This is a genomic window from Mycobacterium sp. PO1, from assembly GCF_017312405.1.
GTDB lineage: Bacteria > Actinomycetota > Actinomycetes > Mycobacteriales > Mycobacteriaceae > Mycobacterium.
In genome coordinates this window covers 1-17,971 of record NZ_BLTG01000029.1, presented here as the reverse complement: position 1 = coordinate 17,971, position 17,971 = coordinate 1, and the positions used below count along the sequence as shown (strand labels likewise).

The 17,971-nt window shown below is 68.8% G+C and carries 17 protein-coding genes and 1 pseudogene; 6 read left to right on the top strand and 12 right to left on the bottom strand.

Features of this window, described 5'->3' with window-relative positions; all coding sequences use genetic code 11:
• Nucleotides 1–39: 39 nt before the first annotated feature.
• The 5 genes from J3476_RS12745 to J3476_RS12725 all read right to left on the bottom strand — a co-directional run bounded on the left by J3476_RS12745 (nucleotide 40) and on the right by J3476_RS12725 (nucleotide 3,435).
• A complete protein-coding gene (locus tag J3476_RS12745) occupies nucleotides 40–765 on the bottom strand; it encodes a 1-acyl-sn-glycerol-3-phosphate acyltransferase (protein WP_152517629.1) in 726 nt (241 codons plus the stop codon).
• Between the two features lie 71 nt (nucleotides 766–836).
• Nucleotides 837–1,250, bottom strand: coding sequence for a hypothetical protein (locus J3476_RS12740; RefSeq protein WP_207066831.1), 414 nt, complete (start codon nucleotides 1,248–1,250; stop codon nucleotides 837–839).
• The gene (locus tag J3476_RS12735; protein ID WP_207066843.1) at nucleotides 1,247–2,533 is read right to left on the bottom strand and encodes an ArsA family ATPase; all 1,287 of its coding nucleotides are present in this window, start codon (nucleotides 2,531–2,533) and stop codon (nucleotides 1,247–1,249) included. The genes J3476_RS12740 and J3476_RS12735 overlap by 4 nt, the downstream gene beginning before the upstream one ends.
• Nucleotides 2,526–2,963 carry an SRPBCC family protein gene (locus J3476_RS12730; RefSeq protein WP_152517632.1) on the bottom strand — a complete coding sequence of 146 codons (438 nt, stop codon included), beginning with the start codon at nucleotides 2,961–2,963 and terminating at the stop codon, nucleotides 2,526–2,528. The genes J3476_RS12735 and J3476_RS12730 overlap by 8 nt, the downstream gene beginning before the upstream one ends.
• 82 nt (nucleotides 2,964–3,045) lie before the next feature.
• Nucleotides 3,046–3,435 (bottom strand): polyketide cyclase / dehydrase and lipid transport, encoded by a 390-nt coding sequence (locus tag J3476_RS12725; protein WP_207066830.1) that lies wholly within the window; start codon nucleotides 3,433–3,435, stop codon nucleotides 3,046–3,048.
• Between the two features lie 120 nt (nucleotides 3,436–3,555).
• On the opposite strand from J3476_RS12725, the gene J3476_RS12720 reads away from it, so the two are divergent.
• The gene (locus J3476_RS12720) at nucleotides 3,556–5,358 is read left to right on the top strand and encodes a long-chain fatty acid--CoA ligase (protein ID WP_207066829.1); all 1,803 of its coding nucleotides are present in this window, start codon (nucleotides 3,556–3,558) and stop codon (nucleotides 5,356–5,358) included.
• Here J3476_RS12720 and J3476_RS12715 read toward each other — a convergent pair.
• From J3476_RS12715 to J3476_RS12700, 4 genes are all read right to left on the bottom strand, one after another.
• Nucleotides 5,355–6,494: a glycosyltransferase family 4 protein gene (locus J3476_RS12715; protein WP_207066842.1), complete on the bottom strand. Its 1,140-nt coding sequence runs from the start codon at nucleotides 6,492–6,494 to the stop codon at nucleotides 5,355–5,357. The genes J3476_RS12720 and J3476_RS12715 overlap by 4 nt on opposite strands.
• Nucleotides 6,491–7,375, bottom strand: a complete 885-nt coding sequence (locus tag J3476_RS12710) for a basic secretory protein-like protein (protein ID WP_207066828.1) — start codon at nucleotides 7,373–7,375, stop codon at nucleotides 6,491–6,493. The genes J3476_RS12715 and J3476_RS12710 overlap by 4 nt, the downstream gene beginning before the upstream one ends.
• On the bottom strand, nucleotides 7,344–8,519 hold the full coding sequence (gene ripC, locus J3476_RS12705; RefSeq protein ID WP_207066827.1) for a peptidoglycan hydrolase RipC: 1,176 nt from the start codon (nucleotides 8,517–8,519) through the stop codon (nucleotides 7,344–7,346). Before ripC ends, J3476_RS12710 begins: the two co-directional genes overlap by 32 nt.
• A 153-nt stretch (nucleotides 8,520–8,672) precedes the next feature.
• Nucleotides 8,673–8,915 carry a hypothetical protein gene (locus tag J3476_RS12700; RefSeq protein WP_152517638.1) on the bottom strand — a complete coding sequence of 81 codons (243 nt, stop codon included), beginning with the start codon at nucleotides 8,913–8,915 and terminating at the stop codon, nucleotides 8,673–8,675.
• 113 nt (nucleotides 8,916–9,028) lie between these two features.
• Between J3476_RS12700 and J3476_RS12695 the strand changes: the two are divergent.
• Nucleotides 9,029–10,834, top strand: a pseudogene (locus tag J3476_RS12695) (DEDD exonuclease domain-containing protein); the annotation flags it as partial.
• On the opposite strand, the gene trpD reads toward J3476_RS12695, so the two are convergent.
• On the bottom strand, nucleotides 10,772–11,830 hold the full coding sequence (gene trpD / locus J3476_RS27945) for an anthranilate phosphoribosyltransferase (protein ID WP_286182963.1): 1,059 nt from the start codon (nucleotides 11,828–11,830) through the stop codon (nucleotides 10,772–10,774). The pseudogene J3476_RS12695 and the gene trpD sit on opposite strands and share 63 nt — an antisense overlap.
• Before the next feature lie 105 nt (nucleotides 11,831–11,935).
• On the opposite strand from trpD, the gene J3476_RS12690 reads away from it, so the two are divergent.
• The 4 genes from J3476_RS12690 (at nucleotide 11,936) to J3476_RS12675 (ending at nucleotide 16,407) form a co-directional block, all read left to right on the top strand.
• Nucleotides 11,936–12,547 (top strand): heme-copper oxidase subunit III, encoded by a 612-nt coding sequence (locus tag J3476_RS12690; RefSeq protein ID WP_163676532.1) that lies wholly within the window; start codon nucleotides 11,936–11,938, stop codon nucleotides 12,545–12,547.
• A gap of 118 nt (nucleotides 12,548–12,665) precedes the next feature.
• Nucleotides 12,666–13,502: a c-type cytochrome gene (locus J3476_RS12685; RefSeq protein WP_163676535.1), complete on the top strand. Its 837-nt coding sequence runs from the start codon at nucleotides 12,666–12,668 to the stop codon at nucleotides 13,500–13,502.
• Nucleotides 13,499–14,710, top strand: coding sequence for a ubiquinol-cytochrome c reductase iron-sulfur subunit (locus tag J3476_RS12680; RefSeq protein WP_207066825.1), 1,212 nt, complete (start codon nucleotides 13,499–13,501; stop codon nucleotides 14,708–14,710). Before J3476_RS12685 ends, J3476_RS12680 begins: the two co-directional genes overlap by 4 nt.
• Nucleotides 14,707–16,407 (top strand): cytochrome bc complex cytochrome b subunit, encoded by a 1,701-nt coding sequence (locus J3476_RS12675; protein ID WP_207066824.1) that lies wholly within the window; start codon nucleotides 14,707–14,709, stop codon nucleotides 16,405–16,407. Before J3476_RS12680 ends, J3476_RS12675 begins: the two co-directional genes overlap by 4 nt.
• Nucleotides 16,408–16,901: 494 nt before the next feature.
• Here J3476_RS12675 and J3476_RS12670 read toward each other — a convergent pair whose 3' ends face one another.
• Together J3476_RS12670 and J3476_RS12665 are read right to left on the bottom strand one after the other, a co-directional pair.
• Nucleotides 16,902–17,588: a DUF2561 family protein gene (locus J3476_RS12670; RefSeq protein WP_207066823.1), complete on the bottom strand. Its 687-nt coding sequence runs from the start codon at nucleotides 17,586–17,588 to the stop codon at nucleotides 16,902–16,904.
• Nucleotides 17,589–17,603: 15 nt separating this feature from the next.
• Nucleotides 17,604–17,971: MmpS family transport accessory protein (locus J3476_RS12665; RefSeq protein ID WP_286182960.1), on the bottom strand; the 368-nt coding region annotated here is incomplete at its 5' end.

The following is a 17,971-nucleotide window of genomic DNA, read 5'->3' as shown; positions in this document are numbered from 1 at the left end:
GGACTTGCCGCCTCAGCCGACCTGCCTGGATTCGCCGGCTCAGCCTGCGGCTGCCTCAGGGAGCCGTGTCGGCGGGGTCACCGCTCCCGGTTCTTTTCCCTCTTTGACGTCAGCAGCGTAGAGATCCACGTACTCCTGCCCGGACAGGCGCATCAACTCGTACATCACCTCGTCGATGACGGCGCGCTCGATGAAGCGGTTTCCGGCCAGTCCGTCGAAGCGGGTGAAGTCCATCGGCTTGCCGAACTTGACCTGCACCCGGCCGAACCGCCACATCTTGCTTCCCGGCGGGTTGACGACGTCGGTGCCGATCATCGCCACGGGGATCACCGGCACCCCGCTGGTCAGCGCCACCCGGGCCAGCCCCGTCTTGCCCTTGAAGAGGCGGCCGTCGGGCGACCGGGTGCCTTCGGGATACATGCCGAGAAGCTTGCCCTCACCGAGGATGCGCTCGGCGGTTGTCAGCGCGCTCTGCGCGCTGTCAGCATCGGTCCGGTCGATCGGGACCTGACCGGCCACGGTGTAGAACCACCGGGTGAACCAGCCTTTGAGCCCGGTACCGGTGAAGTACTCGGCTTTGGCCAGAAAGGTGATGCGCCGGCTGACCACCAGCGGCAGATAGAAGCTGTCGGCGACCGCCAGGTGGTTACTGGCCAGGATCACCGGCCCGGACTGCGGGACGTGTTCGAGGCCCTCCACTTTGGGGCGGCCGAGCAGGCTCAACAACGGCCCCATGAAGATGTACTTGAACAGCCAATACCACATGGACCCTCCGCGTCAGCCGTGCTCTGCGACAACTGTACCCACGCCGTGTGCGTGCGACCACACGGTGCAGCTCACTCCTCCACGGTCACCGGGATGTGCTGATAGCGCCCGGGGCCCGGGGTGTGCGAAGACGGGCCGGCGGGCCCGACGGGACCACCGGGATCGGGCGGCGTCGGACCCTCGGGGGGACCGTCGGGCTCCGGTGGGGGCGTCGGCCCGGTGTTGCCGGTGTCGATGCCGTCGACCAATGCCTTGACGACGCTCAACAACGCCACCGAGTGCTCGGAGACGACGTCGAGCAGCGGGTGTTGTTCACCCGAGATCAGCGCGGCGAGCGCACAGACCGGGCACCACACCTGCTGGCACGGGCCGGCGGTCCCGGCGCTCTGCGCACGGGCGGCCGCCATCCGCACCGCCGGTTCGAGCCGATCCAGAATGGATTGGGCCAGCGCGCGCAGTTCCGCGTGGGAATCACTGCCGCTCACGCCGGCCACACCTCCGGATTCGGTCGGAACCGCACGGTCAACTCGCTGCCGCGCAATTGGGCGTCGGTCACGGTGCACCGTCGCAGCACCGATGCCAGTCGGACCCGACGCCGCAATCCACCGACGCCGATGATCAGGTCATCGTCGACCCTACCCAACGTCAGCGCCGACGACTCGACCTGTGGCAGCTGCACACGCAGTCGGTAGACCGCGTCCACGCCGCTGCCGCTTTCCCTGTCCACGACCGGGCGTAGCGGGCCGGGCGGCGGCGCACCATCACGGGAGCGGGCGCTGTCGAGCAACTCGCCCAGTGCCTTGGGGCCGATCGGCTCGCCGGCCAGGTGCGGCACCATGACCAGTGCGACGTCACCGATCGCGCGGTCGAGATCGTCGAGAACCGCGCGCTGCTCGGAGATCCGCTCGGCGTACCAGTCGAACGCGGGATGCTCCGGGAGGTTGCGGTATTCGAACGAATCATCTTGCACCAGAATTTGATTGACGATCAGCTCGGCTACCTGCACACCCATCAACGCCAGCGAACCCAGCGTCCGCACCGCCTCGGCGGCCACTACCCGCTCCGCGGTCAGTACCAGGTGGGCGCTGACCCTCGACCCGTCGGACAGCAGGGTGCCCAGCCGATCGGTGCCGGCCGCGATGCGTTCCAGCAGTTCCACCAGCGCGGCCGAACGAGCATCGTCGATGCCGGCCAGCCGGCGGTGCCGCGGCCAGGCCCGCTCGAGATAGAGGCCGAAGGTGGCCGGCAGGGTCAGCATCCGCATCGCATCGGCTGTCGATGCGCAGTCGACGACGATCAGCTCCCAGCGGCCCGAGTCGGCGAGCTCGCCGACCTCATGCAACCCGAGAACCTCCTGCACCCCGGGGAGAGCCGAAAGCTCTTCGGGGGCAATGTCTCCCACCTCGGAATCGGGGAATCTGTGCGAAAGCAGCACGGCGACGTCGCGCCAACGGTCGCCCAGCAGAGCCAGGGTGTCCAGCGCCAAGGCGTCGAGCAGGCCACCGCCGGAGTCGGCGGTGTCGAGATCGGCCAGCACTCGGGTGGGCGCACCGCGACCGGTCGGCACGACCGCGGTCCCCAGGACGTCACCGATGGAGTGCGCCTGGTCGGTGGAGACCAGCAGCACCCGCATGCCGGCCCGCGCCGCCCGCACTGCCGTGGCGGTGGCCAGCGTCGACTTGCCTACACCGCCCTTGCCGACGAACAGGCTGACCCGGCACTCCCCGGCCAGCCGCGCGGCGTCGGCGGCGCTCCCGCGCTCAGTCAGCCTCGGCTCGTTTCTTCAGGTCCTTCAACGCGGTGTCGGTCAGACGTCGTTCGGCCTTGCGTTTGAGCAACCCGATCATCGGGATGATCAGATCCACCGAGAGCTCATAGGTGACCTCGGTGCCGGTTCCCTTCGCCACCAACCGATATGCGCCGTCGAGCGACTTGAGCAACGTACTCGACACCAGCGACCAGGTCACCGAGCTGCGGTCGGCCGGCCACTCGTAGGCCAGCACCATGCTGTCCTTGAGCACCGACGCGTCCAACACCAGCCGGGCCACTTTCGGATACCCGGCGTCGTCGGACTCCAGTACCTCGGTCTCCTTGTATTCGGCCACCCAGTCGGGATAGGACCCGATATCCGCGATGACGTCCATCACCGTCGCGGGGTCCGCATCGATGTAGATGGTCTGCGCCGTCTTGTCCGCCACTGAAACTCTTCCCCAGTTGTTGAAGCGAGGTCTGGTCGCTGCCAGGAAATCTACTCTGTCGAGGATGTCCGGCCGTCGCACTTCACGCCAGTCGGGACACCCCCACCGGCCGGCTGGCCTCCAGTCTGCGCTTGACCTCGAACGCCATGTCTTTTCCGGCGACCCGGCGCCGGTGGTTCATCGCCGGCAGGTTCATCTTGGCCAACTCCCAAGCTGCGGCGCCGGCCGGCTCGGCATGCAGGAAGTAGTGAAGCACGACGCCGTCCATCATGCGTTCCAGCCACACTTCCATCGTGCCCGTCAACGCGCCGGTGACGGTCCAGCGCTGGCCGACTTCGCCGCGGTCCTCGACGACGGTCAGCCGCAGATCGGGCCACCACCGCAACCAGCTGGCCTGATCAGCGACAGCGGCACCGACGTCGGTGGGATCGGCCGCGATGAACGTCTCGTCGGCGATCTGGATGCTGTTCATGACAGACAAGCTTCACATACGGCGATCCAATGCCTACCCGAGCGCCCTGGCGGGCCGACTATTCTGGACACGGCAGCGCAGTTTGTCGAGCCGCCTGAGAATCACGAGAGGGTGTCCACCGTGCGCGAGTACAGCGTCCCTGCATCATTCACCGTCGGCGAGAACGACAACATCGTCAGCGCCGTCTACGTTCACGAGCGCGACGATCCCGACCACGTGATCTTCCAGCGACTGGTCGACGGCAGCTGGGTCGACGTGACCTGCGCCCAGGCCGCCCAACAGATCCGTTCGGCGGCAAAAGGTCTCATCGCCGCCGGAGTCGCGCCCGGCGACCGGGTGGCGATCCTGTCGGCGACGCGCTACGAGTGGCCGATCCTCGACTTCGCCATCCTCTCGGTGGGCGCGGTGACGGTGCCGATCTATGAGACCAGTTCTGCCGAACAGGTGCAGTTCGTGCTCTCCGACTCCGGCGCGGTCGCCGCGTTCGCCGAGACCGATGAGCACGCCGAACGGATCGAACAGCAGCGTGCGACGCTACCGGCGTTGCAGTCGGTGTACTGCATCGACGGCAGCGGCACCGCAGCTCTGGAGGAGCTGGCGGAGGCCGGCCGCGGGGTGGACGATGCCGCGGTCGAGGAGCGCCTGGCCGGCATCAGGTCGGCCGCCCCGGCCACGTTGATCTACACCTCGGGCACCACGGGCCGGCCCAAGGGCTGCCAGCTGACCCACTCCAACCTGCTCTACGAGATCCGTGGCGCCAAGGCCTGCTTCCCCGATCACCTGGCCAAAGGTGAAAAGCTGCTGATTTTCCTGCCGCTGGCCCATGTGCTGGCGCGGGCGCTGACGATCGGCGCCTTCACCAACGGGGTGACCCTCGGATTCACCAGCGACATCAAGAACCTGGTGCCGATGTTCTCGGTGTTCCAGCCCACCCTGGTGGTCTCGGTGCCGCGGGTGTTCGAGAAGGTCTACAACACCGCCGAGCAGAACGCGGAGAACGACGGCAAGGGCAAGATCTTCACGATCGCCGCCGAAACCGCGATCGCCTGGAGCGAAGCCCAGGACACCGGCGGCCCCGGCCTGGTGCTGCGGCTCAAGCACGCGCTGTTCGACAAGCTCGTCTACGGGAAGCTGCGCGCCGCGCTCGGAGGACACTGCCATGCCGCCATCTCCGGCGGGGCCCCGCTCGGCGCCCGCCTCGGCCACTTCTACCGTGGCGTGGGGCTGTCCATCTACGAGGGCTACGGCCTGACCGAAACCAGCGCCGCGATCACCGTCAACCGGGTGGGCGAGCTTCGGGTCGGCTCGGTGGGCAAACTGTTGCCCGGCAACAGCATGTACCTCGGCGAGGACGGCGAGTTGATGGTCAAGGGTGGCGTCGTGTTCGGCGGCTACTGGGGTAACGAGGAGGAGACCAACAAGGTCTTCACCGACGGCTGGTTCCACACCGGCGACCTCGGCTCGGTCGACGAGGACGGATTCCTGACCATCGTCGGGCGCAAGAAGGAGATCATCGTGACCGCGGGGGGCAAGAACGTCGCCCCGGCACTGCTCGAGGACCGGTTGCGGGCGCACCCCCTGATCAGCCAGGCCATGTGCGTCGGCGACGCTCAGCCCTACATCGCTTCGTTGATCACGATCGACACGGAGGCTTTCCCCGGTTGGAAGGAACGCCACCACAAGGATTCGGATGCGTCGGTGGCGGATCTGGTCGACGATCCGGACCTGCGCTCGGAAATCGAGCTGGCGGTCAAGGAGGCGAACCAGGCGGTGTCCAAGGCCGAACAGATCCGCAAGTTCCGGGTTCTTCCCGTGGACTTCACCGAGGACACCGGGGAACTGACCCCGACGTTGAAGGTCAAGCGCAAGGTCGTCGCCGAGAAATTCGCCGCCGACATCGACGCGTTGTACGCCAAAGGCTAGAGCAGCCGGGCCAGCCGGTCGGCCTGGCGGCGCCACTGCCAGTGCTCCACGGCCCACCGGCGTCCGGCTGCACCCATCGCCACGGCACGGTCCGGGTCGGCCAGCAGGTCACCGCAAGCGGCGGCGACGGCGCCGACATCCCAGCCGTCGACGACCAGTCCCGTCTCGCCGTCCACGACGGTCTCCGGAGCGCCGCCCGAGCGGCCGGCCACCACCGGCACCCCGGACGACGACGCCTCGAGATACACGATGCCCAAACCCTCCACGTCCAGCCCGGCGCCCCGCGTCCGGCACGGCATCGCGAACACGTCGGCCATGGCGTGGTGGGCGGGTAACTCCTCGGCCGGCACGCCGCCGGTGAACACGACGTCGTCGGACACCCCGAAGGACTCCGCCAGCCGGGTCAGGGTGCTGCGGTAGGGACCGTTGCCGACGATCACCAACGCGGCACCGGGGACCCGCTCCCGGATCGTCGGTAACGCACGGATCAGCATGTCCTGGCCCTTGCGCGGCACGAGCCGGGACAGACACAGCACCACGGGCCGGTCACCGAGCCGGTAGCGCGCCCGCATCTCGGCGCGCGCCACCTCGTCGGGGACGAAGCGCTCGGTGTCCACGCCGGGCGGAACGTGCTCGAGCGCTGCGTCCGGACCGAACGCCGAGGCGAATCGGCGCCGGGTGTAGGCGCTGATGTAGGTCACCACGTCCGTGTCGTGCCCGATGCGGCGCAGCGCGGTACGTGCCAGTGGGAGCATCGACCAGCCCACTTCGTGACCGTGCGTGCTCGCGATCACCCGCTCGGCTCCGGCGGAACGGGCCAGCGGTGCCAGCAATGCCAGCGGAGCGGCGGCGCCGAACCACACCGTGTCCACGTCGCGCTCGGTGATCAGCCGACGCATCCGCGTCGCCACGGTCGGCTCCGGCAGCATCAGGGTGCCGGGATGGCGGACCACCTCGTACCCGTCGGCGGCGGCGCTCTCGTCGTACGCCTCGGCGCCCTTCCACTTCGGCGCGTAGACGGTCAGCGAGCCGCCGCCCGGCCGATCCACCAGATGGCCGACCAGCGCTTCCAAGTAGGACTGGATACCACCGGGGCGGGGCGGATAGTCGTTGGTGACGAGCAGGACTCGGCTCATCGCGCGCCGTCCGGGCGCCACTGCCGCCACCCAGTCAGAACGTCGGGCCATTCGACACCCAGCGAATCCCGCACGGCCGCGGCAGCGCCGCGGTGACCGTGGCCCCCGGCCGCCAGGTACAGCTCACGCAGTGCGGGCTCGCCGTAGGTGTCGGCGATGTAGGTGGCGAACGACCAGGCCCGGTCGTAGGCCGCGGAGCGCTGCGGCCCCGCGGTGTTCAGCTCGGCATCGGTCGGCACCGACCCCTCGGCGGGCACCGGCGGGGACGGCGTGGCCGGACGACCCACATAGTCAGCGACCCCTTCGGTGAGCCACACCGGGGCATCGGCCGCGGTCTGCGCCCGCGCCGCGTAGTGGAACAGCTCGTGGCGCAGCACAATTCGCAGATCGTGGTCGGTCATTGCGGCGGCCGCCGGCGAGAACGTGATGCGCTGCGCCGTCGTCGTGGCCGCCTCGTCGGCCCCGCCGCCGGCGAGGACGGCGAACTGCTCGCCGGATCCGGCGACGACGACGGTGACGCTGCGTGGCCACTGCGGACCCCAGAAGCCGGTGACGGCGGCCGACGCTGCGGGGAGTTCGGCGGCGATGCGATCGAGCAGCGCACCTCCGTCTGCGGCGCCCAGATCGATGAGGTGAGCCGTACGGCCGTCGGAGAGGTCGACGGTGCGAGGAGACAGCGCGGGCGCGACACGTGCCACCGGGCCGGCTGTGGGGGCGGCCAGCGCTGGGCCCGCCGGCACGGCCTGCGGCCCGCCCAGCACGAGCACCGCAGAGAGCAGTTCGGCCCCCAGCAGCGCCCCCAGGCGACGGCGAGCGCGGGACCCGCGCCGTCCGGAGACGGCGGGCGACTCAGTAACGACGGACGTTGTAGATCGGCGCATTGCTGACCGGCGCGACGCGCACCGGGGTGCCGTACGTCGATGCGTGCACCATCATTCCGTCACCGATGTAGATCCCCACGTGCGAGGCATCGGAGTACTGGATGACCAGGTCGCCGGGCTGCATCTGGTCCGTCGACACCGGTTGGCCACCGCGTGCCAGGGCCTGGCTGGAGTGCGGCAGCGAGATGCCGGCCTGCTGGAAGGACCACATCACCAGTCCGGAGCAGTCGAAGGCGTTCGGACCGGAGCCACCCCACGAGTACGGCGAACCGATCCGGCTCAGCGCGGCCTGGATGACGGTCGTCGCCGCGGGCGAGCCGGGCGCCGCGACGTCACCCGGCGGGATCGCTCCGGGTGGGGCGGGCAGCGGCGGCGGTGCGTCCGGCAGGCCGGGCAGCAGCGGCGGCGCGGGCGGAGCCGCGATGATCGCCGGGTCCTGGCCGGGCGGAACCGGTGCCGCAGCGGGTGGAACCGGGGGCGGTGGCGGCATGGCGGCCAGCGCTTCACGCTGATTCGGCGTGAGCGCTTCGTACTGGGCTTTGACGATGGCGATCTGCACCTGCAGCTGGCTCTGCTTGGACTGCAGGTCGGCGCGCACTGCAGCGGCCTGCTCGGCGGCGGTCTTCGCTTCCGTCGCCGACGCGGCCGACGCCTTCTCGGCGAGCTCGGCCCGGTGCCCCGTGTCGCGGAACGCCGTCATCTGGGCCTGCATCTCCGAGGCCATCACCCGCTGCACCGCGAGCTGATCGATCAAGCCCTGCGGGGACGACGCCGTCAACATCGCGTTGAAGCCCGACGTGCGCCCTCCCATGTATTCGGCGGCGGCGAGCGTGTCGACGGAACGCTGGAAGTGCGCGAGTTCGGATCTCGCGGCGTCGAGCGCGGCGAGGTCACTGGCGTGCTTGGCCTCGGCCTCCTGCTGGATGGCGAGCTTGTTGTCCAGATCCAGCTGGGCGGAATGCATCAGCTCGGTGGTCTGCTCGGCCTGCCGAGACAGATCATTCAGCTTTGCCAGCGCGTCATCGGCGGGATCCGCGCCGACCTGTCCGGCCAGCGCGGCGCCAGCCATGGCCACGCCGACGATCACACTGATGAAGGGTCGCCGAAAACGATTGATGGTCCGGTGCGCGCGGTCGAGCCTCAAGATTTGTGTGTCCTTCAACTGCCGTAACGAGCCGCCTCGAACTGCTCTAAGGTCTCAGACAGGTTACGAAACGGCATCGGCCTTGTCCAACAGGAGACGCAAATTTAACAGCCACCCCGAAGGTCTGGACAGTGTCGAAGCTGGGGCGTGTCGTCAGGCAACTCCGGCGCTTCCGTGCCGATGGATCGGGACCAACCTCAACCTCGGTGCCAGACCCACTTCGGCGAGCACCTCGAGCGCCCGCTGCTCGTCGACGAGCAAATTGTCCGGCACGCCGAGAAGCACGCTGACGACGCAGTCCTGACAGCCCGGACCGCGGACCGCGCAGTCGTCACAGTCGATGGTCACCGTGCCCGTATCCGGCTCTTCGCCCGGCGGCAGCTGTTCCTGGGCCATGGCGGCCTCCTTTCGATGGCAGACGACCGGACGGTATCCGCGGGGTCTGACAGTTCCCGTCCCATCCGGCCCGCCTCCCCGGACTTGTCACCGGCGCCGCCTACGTTCACCCCATGGGTCAGCTCAGCTTCACCGACGTCGACCCGTCCTCCGACCCGTTTGCCGGCCCGGCCCTGCGCGAGACCACCTTCGTCGTGGTCGATCTCGAGACCACGGGAGGTCGGGCGAGCGGTGACCGACATGACGAGATCACCGAGATCGGCGCGGTGAAGGTGCGCGGCGGCGAGGTCCTGGGTGAGTTCGCGACCCTCGTCGACCCGGGTCGCCACATCCCGCCTCAGATCGTCGCGCTCACCGGCATCACCACGGCGATGGTGTACGACGCCCCGCGGATCGACGCCGTGCTGCCGGCCTTCCTCGAGTTCTGCCGAGGGGCGGTGCTGGTGGCTCACAACGCGGGCTTCGACGTCGGGTTCCTGCGCGCCGCGGCCCAGCGCCACCACCTGCCCTGGCCCAAACCACCGGTGCTGTGCACCGTCAAGCTGGCCCGCCGGGTGCTCACCCGCGACGAGGCACCCAGCGTCAAGCTCTCCGCGTTGGCCACGTTGTTCGGCGCCACGACCACACCCACGCACCGCGCCCTCGACGACGCCCGTGCGACCGTCGACGTGTTGCACGCCCTGATCGCCCGGGTGGGCAACCAGGGCGTGCACACCTACACCGATCTTCGCGCCTACCTGCCCGACGTGACACCGGCCCAGCGGGCCAAGCGCCATCTGGCTCGCGGGCTACCGGCCGCCCCCGGCGTCTACCTGTTCCGTGGTCCGTCGGCGGAGGTGCTCTACGTCGGCACCGCGGTCGACCTGCGGCGCCGAGTGGCGCAATACTTCACCGGCGCCGATCCGCGCACGCGGATGAAGGAGATGGCGTCTCTGGCCGTCGGGGTCGATCACGTCGAGTGCGCCCACGACCTGGAAGCAGGGGTCCGGGAACTGCGGCTGCTGGCCGCGCATGCCCCGCCGTACAACCGGCGCTCGAAGTTCCCGCACCGCTGGTGGTGGGTGGCGCTGACCGATGAGGCGTTCCCGCGATTCTCGGTGGTGCGCACGCCCGGTGCACGCAGCGCGGTCGGACCGTTCCGCGCCCGGGCCGATGCCCAGGACGCCGCGGCCCTGTTGGCCCGCTACACCGGGGTGCGGACGTGCACCTCCCGGCTGGGCCGCTCGGCCGTGCATGGACCGGCCTGCCCGGACCATGAGGTCTCGCCGTGCCCGGCGGTACGCGGCTCCCGCTCCGACGAGTACGCCGCCGCCATCGCCGAGGCACGAGCGGTCATCGACGGCCGCAACGACCGCCCCCTCACGGCGATGCTGGCCCACATCGCCGAGCTCGCCGAGCGCAACCGCTACGAGACGGCCGCGCGTCTGCGCGACCGCACCGCCGCCGCGATCGACGTGCTGTGGCGTGGTCAGCGGCTACGCGCCCTGGCCGACGTCGCCGAGCTCGTCGCCGCCAAGCCCGACGGCGACCACGGCTGGCAGTTCGCCGTGGTGCGGCACGGTCAGCTCGCCGCGGCAGGATGCGCGCGGCGCGGTGTCCCGCCGATGCCGGTTGTGGAGGCGCTGAGTGCCGGCGCGCAGACCGTGTTGCCCGCCGACGCGCCGTTGGGCGGTGCGTTGATCGAGGAAACGGCGCTGATCGCACGCTGGCTGACCGCGCCCGGAGTGCGCATCGTGCGGGCCGATCCCGGCTACTGCTCACCCCTGGGGGCCGCCGGCCGGCATGCGACATGGTCGGCATCGGCACGTTCGGCGCGACTTGCCTCGGAGCATGTGATGGCGCAGTGGAGCGCCTCGTCAGAACTGCTGAGTGAACCGCACCCAACGCGCGAGCAACTGCTCGGCCGCCCCGGAGTCGATCGCCTCGGCAGCGCGGGCCAGGCCCGACTGCCAGGCAGGCACCCACTGGGCGTCGCTGGATAGCCCCGCGTGGGCGACCAACGCGCCCGCCGCGTTGAGCACCACCGCATCGCGCACCGGGCCCGTGGCGCCCCCCAGCACTGCCCGGGCCTCCGCGGCATTGGCTTCGGCGTCACCGCCGATCAGCGCCGAGATGTCCGCCCGGGCGAATCCGAACGCAGCCGGATCGAGGGTCAACCGCTCCACGGTGCCGGCCTGCACCCGCCAGATGGTGCTGGTCGTGGTCGTCGTCAATTCGTCGAGTCCGTCGTCGCCGTGCACGACCAGCGCGCTGGACCCTCGGGTGGCGAACACGCCGGCCATCACCTCGGCGAGGTCCGCCCACGCGCAGCCGATCAGTCCCGCCCGCGGGGACGCGGGGTTGGTCAGCGGGCCCAACAGGTTGAACACGGTCGGCACGCCGATCTCGCGACGCACCACCCCCGCGTGCTTGTAGGAGGGATGGAACTGGGGGGCGAACGCAAATCCGATGCCGACCTCGGCCACGCAGCGCGCCACCTCATCAGGCCCCAGGTCGATGCGTACGCCGAGCGCCTCGAGGGTGTCGGCGCCGCCGGACAGCGACGAGGCGGCGCGGTTCCCGTGCTTGACGACGGGCACGCCGGCCGCGGCGGTCACGATCGACGCCATCGTGGACAGATTGACGGTGTTGGCCCCGTCGCCGCCGGTACCCACGACATCGACGGTGTCGGTGCCGATCTTGTCCGTGGGGACGCGCCGGGCGTGCTTGAGCATGATGTCGGCGAGTTCGGTGACCTCGGCCGAGGTCGGCCGCTTCATCTTCATCGCCACGCCGAACGCCGCGATCTGAGCCGGTGTCGCGGTACCCGTCATGATCTGGTCCATCGCCCACGCGGCCTGACCGGGCGCCAGCGCCTCGTTGGTGGTCAGTTTTCCGAGGATCTGAGGCCATGTCGGGGCAGTCACGACGGCGATGTTCCCACGTCGGCGCGGAACTTCCCAACGCGCGTACCCGACTATTTATGACCAAAACCATCCCCGGGTGGAGTTCGCCAACTACAAAGCGTCATACTTGCTTCTGTGACGAGCGCTGTAGGGACCTCGGGAACCGCCATCACGTCGCGCGTACATTCGCTGAACCGGCCGAACATGGTCAGTGTGGGCACCATCGTCTGGCTGTCCAGTGAATTGATGTTCTTTGCTGGGCTCTTTGCGATGTATTTCACCGCGCGCGCGCAAGCCGATGGCGTCTGGCCGCCCCCACCCACTGAGTTGAACCTTGCCCTGGCGGTACCGGTGACGTTGGTGCTCATCGCATCGTCGTTCACCTGCCAGATGGGCGTCTTCGCCGCCGAGCGTGGCGACGTGTTCGGGCTGCGCCGCTGGTACACGCTGACGTTCGCGATGGGCCTGTTCTTCGTGCTGGGTCAGGGCTATGAATACCTGCACCTGGTCGAGCACGGCACGACCATCCCGGGCAGCGCCTACGGCACCGTGTTCTACCTGGCGACCGGCTTCCACGGCCTGCACGTCATCGGCGGCCTGATCGCCTTCGTGCTGCTGCTGGCCCGCACGAAGATGAGCAAGTTCACGCCCGCTCAGGCCACCGCGGCGATCGTGGTGTCGTACTACTGGCACTTCGTCGACATCGTCTGGATCGCACTGTTCGCCGTCATCTACTTCGTCCGATGATCGGCTCGCCGATGTGTCCGAAGACCGGCTCGCCGATGTGTCCGAAGACCGGCTCGCCGATGTGTCCGATGACGAGATCTCTCCGATGAGTCCGATGAGTCCGAAGAGAAGGGGTTCCATGCCGAAGAAGGCACCCTCCGCCGACCAGCCGGTGTCGGTCAGGCGGCGTCGTCTGCGCCGGCGCCTGTCGGGCGCGCTGCTGCTGGCGATCGGTCTGGGCGTCGCCGGCGGTCTGGCCGCCACGCTCACGCCCGCGCCACAGGTAGCTGTTGCCGACGAGTCGGCCTCGGCGATGCTGCGCACCGGCCAGCAGCTCTACGAGACCTCCTGCGTGACCTGCCACGGCATCAACCTGCAAGGTGTCGCCGACCGCGGGCCGAGCCTCATCGGGGTCGGCGAGGCGGCGGTGTACTTCCAGGTCTCCACCGGTCGTATGCCCGCCATGCGCGGCGAGGCTCAGGCCCCCCAGAAGCCGGCGCAATTCGACGCGGAGCAGACCGACGCACTGGGCGCCTACATCCAGGCCAACGGCGGCGGCCCGGTGGTCCCGCGCGACGAGAACGGCCAGATCGCCCAGGAATCGCTGCTGGGCAACGACATCGCCCGTGGTGGTGACCTGTTCCGGCTGAACTGCGCCTCGTGCCACAACTTCACCGGCAAGGGCGGCGCGCTGTCCTCCGGCAAGTACGCACCGGATCTGGGCGGCGCGAATCCCGCACAGATCTACACCGCGATGCTGACCGGTCCGCAGAACATGCCGAAGTTCTCCGACCGCCAGCTCACACCCGAAGAAAAGCGTGACATCGTGCGCTACGTCCGCGAGTCGGCCCAGACGCCGACTCCCGGCGGCCTCGGCCTGGGTGGCTTCGGCCCGACCTCCGAGGGCATGGTCGCGTGGATCGTTGGAATGGTGGCCGTCATCGCCGCCGCTCTCTGGATCGGAGCCCGCGCATGAGCGACAACAGCGACGACGATCTCAAAGGCTCCGACACCCCGGGCCAGAAAGGCGCTCCCGGTCAGCCGACCGATGCCGAATTGGCCGAGATGACCCAGGAGCAGCTCGTCGAGTTGGGTGGCCGACTCGACGGGGTCGAGACCGTCTACAAAGAGCCGCGCTGGCCGGTTCCCGGCACGAAGGCCGAGAAGCGCGCCGAACGCGGCGTGGCGGCCTGGCTGATGCTGGGCGGCGTCGCCGGGTTGGCGCTGCTGCTGGTCTTCTTGTTCTGGCCGTGGGAGTACAAGGCCTTCGGTGAGCCGGGCGAGTTCCTCTACACGCTCGCGACCCCGCTCTACGGTCTGACGTTCGGCCTGTCGATCCTGGCGATCGGCATCGGCGCGGTGATGTACCAGAAGAAGTTCATCCCCGAGGAGATCTCCATTCAGGAGCGCCACGACGGCCGCTCCCCCGAGCTGCACCGCAAGACCGTCGCGGCCAACCTCGGCAACGCCCTGGACGGGTCGACGATCAAGCGGCGCAAGGTCATCGGCTTGTCGCTGGGCATCGGCCTGGGCGCGTTCGGGGTGGGCACGCTGGTCGCCTTCATCGGCGGGCTGATCAAGAACCCGTGGAAGCCGGTGGTCCCGACCGCCGAGGGAATGAAGGCGGTGCTCTGGACTTCGGGCTGGACTCCCCGCTTCGAGGGCGAAACCATCTATCTGGCGCGCGCCACCGGGCGCCCGGGCGACTCCCCCTACGTCAAGATGCGACCCGAGGACATCGACGCCGGCGGCATGGAGACGGTGTTTCCGTGGCGCGAATCCGACGGTGACGGCACCACGGTGGAGTCCGAGCACCATCTGTTCGATATCGCGATGGGCGTGCGCAACCCGGTCATGCTGATCCGCATCCGGGCGGCCGACATGAAGCGCGTCATCAAGCGCAAGGGCCAGGAGAGCTTCAACTTCGGCGAGCTGTTCGCGTACACCAAGGTGTGCTCGCATCTGGGCTGCCCGTCCTCGCTGTACGAACAGCAGACCTACCGCATCCTCTGCCCCTGCCATCAGTCGCAGTTCGACGCACTGGAGTTCGCGAAGCCGATCTTCGGGCCGGCGGCGCGTGCCCTGGCCCAGCTGCCGATCACGATTGACCAGGACGGATACTTGGTCGCCAACGGCGACTTCATCGAACCCGTCGGACCGGCATTCTGGGAGCGCACATCATGAGCCCACGTCCAAGCCCTGCAGAGATCGCCGCCAAGCAGGGTGACGCGATCGACTCGCGCTACCACCCGTCCGCCGCGGTCCGCCGTCAGCTGAACAAGGTCTTCCCGACGCACTGGTCGTTCCTGCTCGGTGAGATCGCGCTGTACAGCTTTCTCGTGCTGCTGCTCACCGGCGTGTGGTTGACGCTGTTCTTCGACCCGTCGATGGCACACGTCACCTATGACGGCGTCTATCAGCCATTGCGCGGTGTCGGTATGTCTCGGGCGTACGAAACCGCGCTGGACATCAGCTTCGAGATTCGCGGCGGCCTGTTCGTCCGACAGGTCCACCACTGGGCGGCACTGCTGTTCGCCGCCTCGATCATGGTGCACCTGGCTCGCATCTTCTTCACCGGAGCCTTCCGGCGCCCCCGCGAAGCCAACTGGGTGATCGGATCGTTGCTGCTGATCCTGGCGATGTTCGAGGGTTTCTTCGGCTACTCGCTGCCCGACGACCTGCTGTCGGGCACCGGTCTCCGCGCCGCACTGTCGGGCATCACGATGGGAATCCCGCTGGTCGGCACCTGGATGCACTGGGCGCTGTTCGGCGGCGACTTCCCCGGCGACATCATCATTCCGCGCCTGTACGCGCTGCACATCCTGTTGATCCCGGGCATCATCCTGGCGCTCATCGGTGTGCACCTGGCCCTGGTCTGGTTCCAGAAGCACACCCAGTTCCCCGGCCCCGGCCGCACCGAGACCAACGTGGTCGGCGTGCGCGTCATGCCGGTGTTCGCAGTCAAGTCCGGCGCGTTCTTCGCCGTCACGGTGGGCATCCTGGGCCTGATGGGTGGCCTGCTGCAGATCAACCCGATCTGGAACCTGGGCCCCTACAACCCTTCCCAGGTGTCGGCGGGCAGCCAGCCCGACTTCTACATGATGTGGACCGATGGTCTGATCCGGTTGTGGCCGGCGTGGGAGTTCTACTTCTTCGGACACACCATCCCGCAGGGTGTGTGGGTGGCTGTCGGTATGGGCCTGATCTTCGCCCTGCTGATCGCCTACCCGTTCCTGGAGAAGAAGTTCTCCGGCGACGACGCCCACCACAACCTGTTGCAGCGACCGCGTGACGCTCCGACCCGCACCGCGGTCGGCGCGGCGGCGATCTCGTTCTACATTCTGCTGACGTTCGCCTGCATGAACGACATCATCGCGCTGAAGTTCCACATCTCGTTGAATGCGACGACGTGGATCGGCCGAATCGGCATGGTGCTGTTGCCCGCGATCGTGTACCTGGTGACCTATCGCTGGGCGGTGGGGCTGCAGCGCAGCGACCGCGAGGTGCTCGAGCACGGTATCGAGACGGGCATCATCAAGCGGCTGCCGCACGGCGCCTATGTCGAGTTGCATCAGCCGCTCGGCCCGGTCGACGAGCACGGGCACGCGATTCCGCTGGAGTACCAGGGCGCGGCTCTGCCCAAGCGGATGAACAAGCTGGGATCCAGTGGGGCCCCGGGGACGGGGAGCTTCCTGCGCGGCGACCCGCTCTCCGAGCACGAGGCGCTCACCGAGGCGGCTCACGCCGCCGAGCGTCGGGCCATCACCGCGCTGCGCGAACATCAGGAGCGCACCAGCGTGGGCAACGGCTCGTCGAACGGCCACTCCAACGGGTCGTCCAACGGGCACTCCAATGGCTCGTCGAACGGCCACCACGAGTAGTTTCCGCACGAACGCACTGGGCCGTCCCCGCCGCCAGGCTGGGACGGCCCAGTCATGTGAAGGGCCCAGTCATATGAAGGGCCCCAGTCATGTGAAGGGCTCAGCCGTTCGTCGTGCCCGGTGTTTCGTGGCGCCCTGTTGTTCGCGGAAAAATCCGTCGCAGTTGTGCCCCGGCGGTCCAGGTGTGCGCCGGCGGGTCAGGTGTGCCCCGGCGGTCCAGGTGTGCGGCGGCCCAGGTGTGCGCTGAGCGGGTCCAGTAGGTCCTGGGGCCCAGTGTTCACAGGACGCCGTCGGCCCAGTTGCTGGAGAGCCGACAGCGGCCTGCAGACCTCTCCGTTGCGATGGCCCGCAGCGGCGAAGGCCGGGATCGTCGACAACGATGTGGGGCCGCGCTGCGGCAGCGGGCGGCCGGCGTCGTTCGTGTACCGAGTCGGCGCTGTTCGTGTACGCAGCCGGCGCTGCAGCGAACGCCGAAACAGCTCAGTCGTCGGCGGTCACTCGGTGGCGCTGGGGGTGTGGGTGGCGAGCTCGCGCAGGAAATACCACATGACCGCACCCATCCCCACGGTGACGACTCCGGCCAGACCGTAGAGCACCCACGCGATCGTCTCGGTCTCGACGGCCATCAGGTAGGTCGCGATGCCGGTCAGCAAGGTGGCTACACCCATCGCGGTCAGCATGGCCACCCCGAACCGCAGGAACACGTGGTCGACGGCCGGAGACACCGAACTCGGCTCTGCGGTCCGCTGCAGCCGCGGCGGGGGGCCGCTGGCCTCCGCGGTCGGCGTCGCGGCCCTGAGCTTCTCTGTCGGCGCGTCCGCGCCCCCGACGGGTCGCTGACTCGCTGGCCGCTCGTCGGTGGCCTCGGGCGGCTCCGGTGGCGTCTCCTCGCTGCTCTCCCCCGAGCTGCGCCGCGCGCGCAGCAGCAACGGCACCGCGGCGATGATCACCGCCGCGGACACTCCGATCACCGTGTAGAGGAACCACGGGGTGCCCGAATCGCCGGTGTCGGCCTGGCCGTGCGTCAGATCGACGAGGGCCACCGTCGCGGCCACCCCGGCACCGAGCGCCGCCAGCCAGACCACCGCACAGCTGCCGAGCAGAATGCGGTCAGTCCGGTCGAGTGTGGCGAAGTCGAGACCCGAGCGGGATTGGTCGGCGCTGTCAGGAAGATATGTCATGGGCTGTGTGGTCACCTAGCAACTGGTCTGGGCGGCGTTGTTCGTATTCGAGGACAGCACTGTTCCGTCGCTGGTCGTGATCGAGCAATTCAGCTTGCTGACCAGGAAAAGACTGGAGGCCTGGACGGAGCCGACCTCGGACTGCGAGATCGGGGTGACCGTCAGAGACCACGGGATGTAGACGTTGCGTTGGGTGCGGCTACGCCCCGACGCGTCGATGTAGGTCACGGTGATGATGTCGCCGGGCGCCTTGGTGCCGGTCACCGAGTAGGTCACCTGGCGCGGTGCGGCCGGTGTCGGTGGTGGCGGCGGAGGGGGTGCCTCCGACGTTTCCGGCGGCGGCGGGGGCGCCTCGGTGGCCGGCGGAGGTGGCGGTGGCGGGG